Source organism: Desulfovibrio sp. (assembly GCF_019424165.1).
GTDB lineage: Bacteria > Desulfobacterota > Desulfovibrionia > Desulfovibrionales > Desulfovibrionaceae > Desulfovibrio.
In genome coordinates this window covers 952-12802 of the sequence record NZ_JAHZAA010000030.1, presented here as the reverse complement: position 1 = coordinate 12802, position 11851 = coordinate 952, and the positions used below count along the sequence as shown (strand labels likewise).

At 60.0% G+C, this 11851-nt stretch carries 13 protein-coding genes; 7 read left to right on the top strand and 6 right to left on the bottom strand.

Features of this window, described 5'->3' with window-relative positions; translation table 11 throughout:
• The first annotated feature begins 111 nt into the window (after window positions 1–111).
• The 3 genes from QZ377_RS09835 (at window position 112) to QZ377_RS09825 (ending at window position 1905) form a co-directional block, all read left to right on the top strand.
• Window positions 112–552 (top strand): VOC family protein, encoded by a 441-nt coding sequence (locus QZ377_RS09835; RefSeq protein WP_291440979.1) that lies wholly within the window; start codon window positions 112–114, stop codon window positions 550–552.
• A gap of 322 nt (window positions 553–874) precedes the next feature.
• Complete coding sequence (locus QZ377_RS09830; RefSeq protein WP_012623850.1) at window positions 875–1303, top strand: DMT family transporter; 429 nt, start codon at window positions 875–877, stop codon at window positions 1301–1303.
• 128 nt (window positions 1304–1431) lie between these two features.
• Complete coding sequence (locus QZ377_RS09825) at window positions 1432–1905, top strand: YbaK/EbsC family protein (RefSeq protein WP_291440978.1); 474 nt, start codon at window positions 1432–1434, stop codon at window positions 1903–1905.
• 87 nt (window positions 1906–1992) lie between these two features.
• On the opposite strand, the gene QZ377_RS09820 is transcribed toward QZ377_RS09825, so the two are convergent.
• From QZ377_RS09820 to QZ377_RS09805, 4 genes are all read right to left on the bottom strand, one after another.
• Entirely contained in the window at window positions 1993–2496 is a 504-nt protein-coding gene (locus QZ377_RS09820) for a DUF134 domain-containing protein (protein ID WP_291440977.1), read from the bottom strand.
• 324 nt (window positions 2497–2820) lie between these two features.
• Window positions 2821–3126: a DUF5320 domain-containing protein gene (locus QZ377_RS09815; protein WP_291440976.1), complete on the bottom strand. Its 306-nt coding sequence runs from the start codon at window positions 3124–3126 to the stop codon at window positions 2821–2823.
• 412 nt (window positions 3127–3538) lie between these two features.
• Entirely contained in the window at window positions 3539–3886 is a 348-nt protein-coding gene (locus QZ377_RS09810; RefSeq protein WP_291440975.1) for a cupin domain-containing protein, read from the bottom strand.
• 87 nt (window positions 3887–3973) lie between these two features.
• On the bottom strand, window positions 3974–6916 hold the full coding sequence (locus QZ377_RS09805; protein WP_291440974.1) for a mechanosensitive ion channel domain-containing protein: 2943 nt from the start codon (window positions 6914–6916) through the stop codon (window positions 3974–3976).
• A gap of 137 nt (window positions 6917–7053) precedes the next feature.
• Between QZ377_RS09805 and QZ377_RS09800 the strand changes: the two genes are divergently transcribed.
• Window positions 7054–8139, top strand: coding sequence for a DUF362 domain-containing protein (locus QZ377_RS09800; protein WP_291440973.1), 1086 nt, complete (start codon window positions 7054–7056; stop codon window positions 8137–8139).
• Between the two features lie 10 nt (window positions 8140–8149).
• Entirely contained in the window at window positions 8150–8788 is a 639-nt protein-coding gene (gene thiE / locus QZ377_RS09795; protein ID WP_291440972.1) for a thiamine phosphate synthase, read from the top strand.
• 162 nt (window positions 8789–8950) lie between these two features.
• Here the strand turns inward: thiE and QZ377_RS09790 are convergent, their stop codons facing one another.
• Entirely contained in the window at window positions 8951–9904 is a 954-nt protein-coding gene (locus QZ377_RS09790) for a LysR family transcriptional regulator (protein WP_291440971.1), read from the bottom strand.
• Window positions 9905–10042: 138 nt separating this feature from the next.
• On the opposite strand from QZ377_RS09790, the gene QZ377_RS09785 reads away from it, so the two are divergent.
• Together QZ377_RS09785 and QZ377_RS09780 are read left to right on the top strand one after the other, a co-directional pair.
• Window positions 10043–10432: a CidA/LrgA family protein gene (locus QZ377_RS09785; RefSeq protein ID WP_291440970.1), complete on the top strand. Its 390-nt coding sequence runs from the start codon at window positions 10043–10045 to the stop codon at window positions 10430–10432.
• Window positions 10417–11130, top strand: a complete 714-nt coding sequence (locus QZ377_RS09780) for an LrgB family protein (protein WP_291440969.1) — start codon at window positions 10417–10419, stop codon at window positions 11128–11130. Before QZ377_RS09785 ends, QZ377_RS09780 begins: the two co-directional genes overlap by 16 nt.
• A gap of 449 nt (window positions 11131–11579) precedes the next feature.
• Here QZ377_RS09780 and QZ377_RS09775 read toward each other — a convergent pair.
• On the bottom strand, window positions 11580–11851 hold a 272-nt coding region (locus QZ377_RS09775; RefSeq protein ID WP_291440968.1), incomplete at its 5' end, for an EamA family transporter.

Below are 11851 nucleotides of genomic sequence, written 5' to 3'. Positions count from 1 at the left end.
TCCGCTGCGATCCGCCGCAAGCCGCTCACGCAACGGCTGCTGCAACCAATACCGGGCAGGCCGGGTGTCATTGATGCCGGCCCGCCCGGCTGATACCTGCCGGAGGCCGTCATGACGCATAATCTGCCCGAGGGCATCAAGGTGCTCTTTGTTTCAGGCTTTGGCCCTGTGGTGTGCAGGCAGGAGGCAAGCGAACGTCTGTACAAAGACACACTGGGGCTGCCGCTTGAGCCGACAGACGGTTACGAGGGCTACTGGCACACGCAGGCCGTGGACGGCGTAAAGCACTTTGCCCTCTGGCCTTTGGACAAGGCGGCGCTTTCCTGCTTCGGCAGCAGCCGCTGGCCCGACGATATACCTGTGCCGCAGGCCTGGCTTGAGCTGGATGTTGAAGATATCGAAAGCGCCACCCGCCTGCTGGAAAAAAGCGGCTGCACGCTGCTCACGCGGCTCAATCAGGAGCCTTGGGGCCAGACGGTCACACGTTTTCTCAGTCCGGAAGGGCTGCTGGTAGCCATCGCCCACACGCCGTTCTTGCGCAAGGCCGATTAAGGCTGTTCCTGGGGAATCCTTTTGCATTCCACCGCGATTGCGGCAATATTGTCTGACGATCGTGCTTGCCCGGCGATATGGCTTCCGGGCAAAGAGCTGTTCCCGCCGGGGAGCAGGATCCATCGAATGTCAACTGCCCGGGAGTACTCCCGTATCCACGGTATGTATCGGGTGAAAGGCTCCGGCAGGGCAAAACAAGGTGCAGCATATCCCGTAGATGTGGCGCGGCAGCGGCCCTGTTTCCGTTGTGTGGCCGTAAGAACGGCCGCCGGAATGTCCGCATGCCGGGCGTGTAGACTGCGGGATTTTGCCGGAGGAAAGTATGCTGTATATAGCGCTTATGGTCTTTGGCGGATGCCTGGTGGCCCTGCAGTCGCCGGTTAATGCCGCCCTGAGCCGCACAGTGGGCATTTTGGAAAGCAGCTTTGTTTCATTTGCCGGCGGCACATTGTTTCTCGGGCTGGCGGTGCTTTTTTTCGGGCGCGGGCAACTTATGCGGCTGCCGGAAGCCCCTTCGTGGCAATGGATCGGCGGTGTTTTCGGGGCTATCATGGTGCTTAACACCATCATTGCCGTGCCGCGCATCGGCGTGCTGACCACGGCCATGGCCATGATTTTCGGCAACCTGCTTATGGCGGCCATCATAGACAACTATGGCTGGTTCGGTTTGCCGGTCACGCCTTTCGGCTGGCGGCGGCTGCTGGGTTTTGTGCTGGTGCTGGCGGGACTGGCACTGGTGTTTCGTCGTTAGGGCGGTTTGATCTGGGCCGTTCCATCCTGAAGCGGCTCTGGTTGAAGCGTGAGCGGGCTTGCCGGGCGGCATTTTTCAGCATGTCCGGCAAGAAGTTTTTGAACGTTGCGAAAAATAGAGGAAAGGTCATGCGGGTAGACGCAGTAAAGGCCGTGCTGGCAAGTCACGGCCTGGCTGAAGGCTATATGGAATTTGAGGTGTCGAGCGCCACAGTGGACCTCGCGGCGGCAGCCGTGGGCTGCGAGCCGGGGCGCATTGCCAAGAGCCTTTCCGTCATGGGGGCAGACGGGCCGATGGTGCTGGTGGTTATGGGTACGGCCCGGCTGGACAACCGCAAGTTCAAGGATGCCTTTCGGTGCAGGCCGCGCTTTATCAAGCCCGAAGACCTGCAGGAACAGGTGGGCCACCCCATGGGCGGCGTCTGCCCTTTTGCCCTGCATGACAATGTACGCGTGTATCTGGACGCCAGCCTGAAGCATTTCGACCCGGTGTATCCCGCAGCCGGAGCGCCCAACAATGCCGTAAAAATTTCTCTGGCAGAGCTTGAGCGCGTTACCGGGGGAACCTGGGTGGATATTTGCAAGGAAGAGGAAAAGGCCTGAGGCCGCTGCGGACTGTCAGCTTTTGTCCGCAGTTCGCCGTTTGCAGCCCGTTGCCGGGCCGTGCGGGTAAAAAACAGGGCCGTCGGGCTACCGGTTCCGCCCCCGGCGGCAGCCGCCCCCGCCGCACTGCGCGCCATCGCCGCTGCACAGCCTGTATTCTCCGCCTTCAATGCGCAGCATTTTGCCGTTGACCAGCGCATCGGCCAGTTTTTTACGCGCCTCGGCATAGATGCTCTGCACAGTGGTGCGCGCGATGTGCATGTTCTCGGCGCAGGCCTCCTGGGTCATGCCTTCAAGGTCAATGAGCCGCAGGGTTTCATACTGGTCCACGGTCATGACAACGGCATCTTCAGCGGTCCCGCGCGGGCTGTGCACATCATGCCCTCTGTGGCGGCCTCCCCGGCCCTGGCCGCGTCCCGGCCTCAGTTCCGGCCCGGAATCCGTCCCGCAGGCAAAGGCCGTGTCAGAGTTCGGGGTATTGGCCGCTGGGCCGCCACATCCGCCCTGGGACGGGGAGTGTCCGGGCAGGGGGCCAAAGCAGGTATTTCTGGGCATAGAGCAGACTTTACGCCACTTTTTGGGTCTTGGCATGGTTATTCTCACCGCATATCAAGGCCGCCCCTGAGGGAGCGGCCTGTCTGTTTGGAGCAATTAACGCTTCAGATGGTTGCTTAACGGTCGGCAAGGCCACCCTGCAATCATTTGGCGACAAGGATCTGGAAATAAATCCTTTTAGAGCATTTCAAGTGTGAAATGCTCTAAAGGGTTGGTCTGGTTTTTCAGGCCGGCATATCTCTACGGTCTTGGCAAGACACGCTGACATTGGCGCTTGACCGGGCAGGCACTTTGCGCTTGCGCCTCCACGGCGGGCGCCTGCCCGCACAGCCGCCAGAGCGCATTCAACGTGAAAATGCTCTAGTTTTCTGTGGTGTCGTCAGCGGCGCAGGCGGGCATATTCATCTGGCGCATGCCTTTGCCGCGGCACATGCCCCGGCCCTGGCCGCGTCCCTGACCCCGCCCGGATTCCTGAGCAGCATCCATGCCGGGCATATTCTGGCCGGGCATGTTCTGGCCGTGACAGGCCCCATGACGCATACCACGCCGCATGCCGCCACCGCCCTGTTCCATGTTTTTACCCATACCGTTTCCGCCGCACATGCCGCGTCCGCGTCCGGTGCGAGGGCCGGCTCCTTCAGGACCTGTAGTATCATTGCAAGGCATATGAACCTCCTTTTATTCTGGTTGCGCCCTGTGCCGGGCGCGTTTATTACTGACATATGTCATGAACAAAGTATGGCCCTTATCTGACATATGTCAATAACATTTCTGCATATAAAATATATGCTGAAAATATACCATGTTATGGTTGATGTGGTCGGGCGCCCCGTCGCAGCAGCCGGAAACGGGCATCCCAAAAGACGCGAGATGTCGGCGCAGACACCGCGCGCAAGCACAGCGGGCCGCGCCGTAAAAACTTTGCGGATGCATGCCCGTAAAGCCACATACCCAAAAAGAAGGGCGGAAGCCTTGCGGTTCCGCCCTTGGGGATAAAGCTGTTGCCGTTTCGCCCGCCGGTCTTGCGGCGGCTTGCGTTGTGTCCCGGCAGGCCTTGGCTATGGCAATATACAGCGCCTTATTTGGTAAACAGGATAAGGGCGACCATCTCCAGGTCTTCCGTGCCGGTATTGAGGATGCCGTGGACTTCGCCGTCATTACAGACGGTCACATCACCGGCTTTGACAAGCACTTCTGTACCATTGTCATTGTAGGTTCCCTGCCCTTTGAGCACGTGGTAGATTTCAAGCTCCCCGCTGTGCTTGTGGCTGCCGATGGCGCAGCCGGGCTTGAGATTCACCAGATTGAACAGGCGGCCCTTTCCGGCCAGGCCGTCCTCATTGACAATCTTGGTGAACTTGGTGGTTCCGGGGCCACCGAACATTTCCTTTTCAAACCCTTCCAGAGCATCGGCGCGATAGATCATGTGTTCTCCTTGTGCCTTTGTTTGGTTGCGGCCTGTACCTGCCCCGCGCGCTTGCGGTTATGCTCCGCTGTCAGGCGCGGGCATCTCTCAGGCCTTTGCTTCACTGGCATTCGTGTCATTGGTGTGGGGCGCGTCTGCCGCGTTTTCCGCTGCACTTTTGCTGCCCGCCGCCTCAAGCCTGCGCCGGGGCCGCCGGGTGAGCTTGCGTACAGTACGCTGTTCTGAAGGCGGCGGCGTGCTCTTCATGCGGGGCGGCATATCCTTGATATGGATGTCCAGTTGCGGAAACGCCACTTCAATACGCTGCTTGCGGAACTCTTTTTCTATTTCAAGGCGAATGGCAGAGGCCGTGGAGCCGCCCACGTCATAGTCGCGTACCCAGAAAAGCAGGCTGAAATCAAGGGTGCTCGCGCCGAAGTCCGCAAAGGTCACGCTGGGCGGCGGATATTTGAGCACGTTGCTGTTGGCATTGGCCGTGGCCAGCAGAATACGCATGACCGCGGCCGTGTCGCTGCCGTAGGCCACGCCCACCTTGATTTCCTTGCGCACGGTGCGGCTGTTGCGCGTCCAGTTGATGAGGCGGCTTGCCACAAATTCCGAGTTGGGTACGATGATAAGGGCATTGTCGAATGTTTCCACCATGGTGGCGCGCACACTGATCTTGCGCACGCGGCCCTGTGTGCCGCCCACTTCCACCACGTCACCGGCCTGCAACGTACGGCTGAAAATAAGAATGAGGCCGGACAGGAAGTTGTTGACAATGGTCTGCATGCCGAAACCGATACCCACGGAAAGACCACCGGCCACCATGGCCAGGTTGCTCAACTCCATACCCAGAGCCTTGAGCACAAAAAGGCCGAAAAAGCACCACAGGGCATAAGAAAAGGCCGTCTGCATGGGCGGAATGAGCGTGGCGTCTATTTGCAGGCCCTGTTTGGGCAGACGCCCCAGAAAGCGCGAGCCCATGGCCACGGCCGTGCGCGTAATGTAAAAGGCGCTGACGATCATGAGCAGGTGCAGCACGTTGAACTGCGTTGCCCCCACGTTGACGCCGCGCAGAATATAATACTGCAACAGGGGCAGGCCGCCGGGCAAGGTTCCCACCCACTGGGTCACGCCCACAAAGGCCACCACCAGCACCACAGGTGCTGCCAGGGCTACGGCCGTATGCGCCAGCGCGGCCCGCACGCCTTCCTTGGGCAGCTTTTCGCTGACTGTGGTAACAAAGCTCATGCCGCCGAGTGAAAGCTGCAGGGCCAGTGAGCAGGAAACAAAGCAGAGGTACAGCACCATGCTGTAAAGATGCATGCCGAAAATGGTCATGATGAGGCACAGCCACAGCACGACGGGTTCGGTTTCAAGCACCGAGCTTTCCAGATGCAGCGGGCCAAGGTCCTGCTCCTTGCGGCGGCGCTGCCGCATGATGTCTGCAATGAGCAGACCCAGCCAGATGATCAGCACCAGCGGCCGGAGCAGCGGCAGGTACAGAAGGGCGTAGGCGCACAGGGTCAGCGGAATGAGGTGCCAGAAGGGCGAGCGGTCTATCTGCACTTCCGGGTACTTGAGCCGCCGCAGGTCCCAGGCAAGGTTGATCTGCGCCACGATGAGGCTCAGGTTGCCCAGGGCCAGGAACAGGCGAAAAAACTCTCCTGTGGCGGAAATGGAGCCGCCCAGAAGGGCCAGCCCCACGCAGAACCAGGGCAGGCTCACACGAAAAATGTGGCGCACCATCGGCGGCGATGTTTCGTTAAGCCAGCGGCGCGACAGCAGCACGGTGATAACGCTTGCGAAAAGCAGGCACATGAAAAAGCGCAGCACAGCCGTACCCCAGTTGTCAGGAGTTACGGGTACTTCAACGGGAATGCGCAGCAGTAGCCCCTGGTAGGAATAGGTCATCTGCTTGGGAAAATCCGCCCAGGCTGCCGGGCTGAGCCAGGGAACGGGCTTTTGCAGGTAATAATCCTTCCACAGGGCGGGCAGTTCCGAGCTTATTTCCTCACGTGTTTTTTCCAGCCGGTTGAGCAGGCCCAGGGAGGGCGCAAGCGCTGTGTCGTATTGGGCCAGCACCGCCGTGAGGCGCAGGCGGGTCATGGCCAGGGCCTGTATGTATTCCTGCATTTCTGCGCTGATGCGCTCGTCATGCAGGTCTTCGGGCAGGCTGTCGGACAGGTAGCTGATGCGCTCAAGCAGGCCCTGGGCTTCGCTGCGGGCGTCCATCATGGGCGACAGTATCTTGCGCACCTCTGTGATGGTCACGGTAAGACGGCGGCTGACGGCCTCCATGGCGTTGGGCATGTTCTTGTAGGTATTGCTCAGCACCAGAAGGCGGCGGGCCTCGTCAACAAAGGGCTGCACCTTTTCACTGACGTTGAGGGCGCGGTCGGCAAAGGTGTCGCTCATGGCCAGGGCTTTGCTGTTGACCTCTTCAAGCATGCTGTGCTGGCTGCTCCAGACCATTTCCCAGGGGTCGTGCAGCACGCTGGGTTTTTCTTCTTCCTGCGCGGTGGCGTCTTCGCCTCCCTGTGCGGCCGGAGCTTCCTTTTTGTCGGCAGCGGCAGGGCGGGCTTCTTTTTTATCCGCCTTGGGCGCGGTATTTTCTTTCTTTTCCGTTTTGGGCTTCGGATTGGCCTTTTTTTCGGCCCTGGGTTTTGCGACGTCCTTTTTTTCGGGCGCTTCCGGGCGCGGGGCCGGGGTGGCAGATTCGCTGCCGCTGGCGGCGGGCGTAGCGGGCGTTGCCTGCGGCTGTACCGGCAGAGGCGTGGCCGTGGAAGCGGCTTCCTGGGCGGGCGGTGTGCCTTGCGGGGCTTGCTCCGCTGCGGCAGCCGGGCTGCTGGTAGTGGCAGTATCGGCGGGCAGAACAACTGATGCCGTGCCTGGGGTAGCGTCCGCAGGCTTTATGGAGTCACGGCTGGCAGCAGCGGTGTTTTCCGGTGCAGCGGCGGTAGCGTCGGCGGCAGGGGCATGGCCCGCGGCAAGAACACAGCACAGGATCAGCAAAAAAAGGCTTGAAAAGCGCACAAGATATCGCATGTATGGCCTCAAGAACTGGTGGTCGTATATCGATCTGAAAAGAATGTTTTTCTGTTGCCGGCATGAATAAGGGCGTGGTAACCCCGGTTGGCAAGGTCCACTACGCCCTTCTGAATGCATACGCCAAGAGTTGGCGTTTGAAAAGAGCAGGCCCCGGGCAAGGCGGGCAAAACTCCGTGCCGGGGCTGGACAAGGCAGACGCCCGGCGGCATATTCGCCTTATGGAAAACCAATCTTTCTCTGCCGGGGCAATGCCCGTGGCTCTGGGCCGCTGTGAAGGCTATGATCGCCAGTCGCTTGACCGGCTGACAGGTGATGTGCTGGATGCCGCACGTATAGCGCAGTTTCATTCCCTCAAGCCGGGAACCAAGGTGCTCGTGAAACCCAACCTGCTCATGGGCAAGTCACTGGCGTGCACTTCTCCCGGGGTTGTGGTTGCTGTCTGCCGCTGGCTGCGTGACCACGGGGCGCAGATGGCCGTGGCCGATTCGCCGGGTTTCGGGCGCGCCGGGACTGTGGCCCGCGCCATTGGCCTTGAAAGCGCCCTGCGGCCTCTGGGCCTTGCCGTGCGCGAGCTGGACAGGCCCGTGCCTGTGCGGCTGGATGCGGATCTGCCTCCCGGCCTGCAAGGCAGCAAGGGCGGACGCAAAAAACCGTCTTTTCAGGTATCGAGCGCTGTGCGGGAATGCGATTTCATCCTTTCCCTGCCAAGGGTCAAGGCGCACGGGCAGATGTTGCTCACCCTGGCGGTGAAAAACTGTTTCGGCTGCGTAAGCGGTCTGCACAAGGCCGTGGCCCATGCCCGCGAGGGGCGCGATCCTGCATATTTTGCCGACTGTCTGGCCGCTCTTTGGGCCGCCCTGCCGCCAGTGGCCGCCCTGGCTGATGGCGGCGTGGCAATGCACAGGACGGGGCCGTCCAAGGGCGAGCCTTTTGTGCTGAAACTGATGGGAGCCAGCCCCTCGGCCGTGGCGCTGGATGAGGCGCTGTATGCGGTTTTTGGTCTTGCCCCGCAGGATGTTCCCCTGGGCGCGGCGCTTGCGCGGCGTAAGGCTCCGGGCAGCGCCGCTGCGGGTATGGAAATGGCCTTTCCGCTTTTGCGCCCTGAAGATTTTGACGCACGCGGCTTTGAGCTGCCGCAGCGTTTGTCGCACACGTCTTTTCATCCCGCGCGTTTTGTACAGAGTTGCCTGCGCCGCGCCATCGCGGCCATAAAAAAATAAGGAAGCGTAAATGCCCAGAATTCTTCCCGGTGAAACTGATATTTATGCCATTACAGATTCCCGCCTGTCGTTGGGGCGCTCTCTCGAAGAAGTGGCTTCGGCCCTGCTGGGGGCAGGCGTGCGCCTTTTGCAGTACCGCGAGAAAAATCTCAAGGGCGGTGAAATGCTTGAGGAATGCCGCATGCTGCGCCGCCTGACCCGTGAGGCGGGGGCCTGCTTTATTGTCAACGACCATGTGGATATTGCCATGCTTGTGGATGCTGACGGCGTACATGTGGGGCAGGAGGATCTGCCTGTGCCTGAAGTGCGCAGCCTTGTGGGACCGGGCATGATTATCGGGCTTTCCACCCATGAGCCGGAGCAGGCGCTGGCCGCGCGGGCGCTGGGGGCGGACTATCTGGGGGTGGGACCCATTTTTGCCACGCAGACCAAGGAAGATGTGGTGGCCCCCGTGGGTTTTGACTATCTGGCCTGGGTTGCCGCCAACATTGATATGCCTTTTGTAGCCATAGGCGGCATCAAGGCTCACAATATCGCTGAAGTGGCCCGCCACGGCGCGCGCTGTTGCAGCCTTGTTTCCGAACTGGTGGGCGCGCCGGACATTGCCGCGCGTGTGGATGACGTGCGGCGGGCCATGCGCGGGGAGTAGGGGAAAAGGATTTGTCCTTCAAGAGGGGGGACCGCCCTGCGGGCATGGGAGATTTTTTTGATCTTTTTGTGTCCGTCTACGCGGCGGACGACAAGGCGGCGGGCGCGGCTGCCTGCCGGGGTGGCACGCTACTGCGACAACATCTGGCCCCTTGAACGGCAATCACTTTTGTAAAAATGCAGGCGGGCGTTTTGGCGAAGCCGGCGGCGTGTTCAGGGGAGGCTTCGTGTCCAGGGCCGAAACCGGGGGCGTATCCGGGGCTTCCCGCGTATTGCGCAGGCACTGGCGCAAAGCCGCCATGTTGGCGGAGAGCATACCCTTGCGCCAGATCAGCTCCGTGGTGGCATGACACAGGGGATGCTCCAGCCGGTGTACGGAAAGGATGCCGCCAGAGCGGCACAGGTGCAGTACCGAATCCGGCACAGCGCCTACGCCCATGCCCGCAATAACACCCCCCACAATGGCATGGTAGGAGGCCAGCTCGGCGATGCGCTCCGGCTCCCGCCCGTGGGCGCGAAACCAGTTGACCAGGCGGTTCTGGTAGGCGCAACCGCCCTGAAACGCCAGCAGCGTCTTGCGTCCGATGTCGTCAGGGCAGCGGATGGGACTATGCCCTTCAGGGGCGATGACCACCAGTTCCTCTGCAAAGGCGTTCATGCGTTCCAGCCGGGCGTCTTCAGGCATATCCACCACAAAAACGGCATCCAGCCTGTTTTCAAGCACATCCTTGTATAAAGAGCGGCTTGTACCGACCACCAGCTCCAGCGCGATTTGCGGGTATCCGGCGTGCAGCCGCGCCAGCACTTCGGGCAACCGTGCTGCCGCTGCGCTTTCCAGCGCGCCGATGCGGAACTTCCCGCCGGGAGCCATGCCCCGGACGCGGTTTTCCGCTTCTTCGGCCAGGGCCAGTATTCTGAGGGCGTACTGATACAGGCTTTGCGCCTTTTCCGTCGGGTAAAGGCGTTTTTTTTCGCGCAAAAAAAGCTGTACGCCCAGGCTTTCTTCCAGTTGAAGAATGCGCATGGTCACGCCCGAAGGAACCCGGTTCAGCGCCTTGGCCGCGGCTGTGATGCTGCCGGTTTCCATTACGCTTACAAGCGTGCGCAGGTCGGTCATTTCCACTTGTTCACCAAAATTGAATATCCTTGTTATTTTTATTCAGTTGTCATGAACATTTTTACCATTATATAGTCCACAGCAAATGGCAAGCACCGAAATTGTTCGCGCGGCGGCCTCAATGTGGTGGTAGCGGTAATGAAAGAGACATGGAAGTTTTTGTGGCAGATGGCCTTTCTGATGGCCATCTTTTTGGCATCAAACTGGTTTGTGGGCGCTACAGGTCTGCCCATACCCGGCAACGTGCTTGGCATTATTGTGCTTTTTCTTCTTTTGCTCACAGGCGTTGTTAAAGAAGACCACATCAGCACGGCAGCCGATTTTCTGCTCAAGCACATGGTTTTTCTCTTTGTGCCTGTGGCTGTGGGGCTGATGCAGTGGGGCGGCGTTTTTTATGATTACGGCTGGATTTTGCTGGCAGCCATTGTTGTCGGGGCTGTTTTGCCCCTGCTGACAGTGGGAGTTTTGGGCAGGGCCATGCGCCGCCGCACGCGCCGGAAGGAGGATGAGTCATGCAGCCCTATGTAAGCACAAGCACGGTTCTTTGCATTCTGGGCACACTGCTGGCCTACATGGCGGTGCGCGCCCTGTACCTGCGCTACCGGCACCCCCTGATCAATATTGTGGCACTTGGGGCGGCAATTATCATCACAGTGCTGGTGGTCTGTGATCTTTCGTATGCCGTGTACGAACCGGCAGCGAAAATCATGACGATCTTCATCGGCCCTGCCACCGTGGCGCTTGCTTTGCCCCTGTACCGCTACAGAAAGGTGCTTTTGCGCTATGTTTTCGCCATTACGGGCAGTGTATGTGCGGGAGCCTTTGTGGCCATGTTTTCCGCGGGGCTGATCGCCAGGCTTGGCGGCCTGCCTCAGGAAGTGGTTATTTCTATTATGCCTAAAAGCGTTTCTATACCCTTCGCCATTGAAATTGCCGGATTTTACGGGGGGATACCTTCTCTGGCAGCGGCCTTTGTGGTGGCCACGGGAACCCTTGGTTCACTCATTGGTGGCTGGACACTCAATCTCGCGGGCGTGGCCGATCCGTTTGCGCGCGGGCTGTCGCTCGGCACGGTGTCCCACGCACAGGGAACGGCTGCGGCCTTGCAGGAAGGGGAAGAGCCGGGCGCCATGGCGGGGCTGGCGCTTATTCTGGCGGGCATTATTACTGCCGCCATCGCTCCTGCCGTGGTCTGGCTGGTGCTGCGCTTTCCCGCCATTATGTAGCTTCTGGCAGAGGGCTGGTTTCACAGTGTGCGTGCGGGTGACCGCTATGGAAATGTGAGTAAAATTTACTCGCCCAGATGGTTTGGTGGGTAAAATTGCCGCAGATTCGGGCAGAAATGCCTGAAGGTATTTTTTAAAATAAGCAATAAAAATAATGTGTTGTACTGGTGATAACGTCTGGCACGGCTCTTGCCATTAGTAGTATGCTCCCACTAATGGCGTAGCCGGCCAGCCTTCCAGGCAAGGGCTGACCGCGGATTGGATTGTCCACACCCTCCTCCTGTGACAACCCCGAGGTGTCAGGCGGGCGCACCCAGAAAGCCCGCCTGACACCAATGCTTCGCCAATGCTTGCCCGACTGTGCAAAACCAGAGACCCGCCCGGTAGTACCGGGCGGGTCTCTGGTTTTATTGCTGGGCTGCCTGTTGCGTGGCCAGCCGCGCAGGGCGTCAGGCCAGCTTCATGAGCATGGCCCCGCATGCGACCAGAATTACCGCAATTCCTCGCCAGACCGTAAATTTTTCATGCAGCAGGATCACGGCCAGCAGCATGCCGAAAATAACCGAGGTTTCGCGCAGCGCGGCCACCATGGCTATGGGGGCGATTGTCATGGCCCATATGGCGATGCCGTAGGAGCCAAGCCCCGCCAGGCCGCCGAAAAGGCCGATGGCGGCCCTTTTGCGCACATAACGCAGATAGGTCATACCGTGCTGCCGCAGGA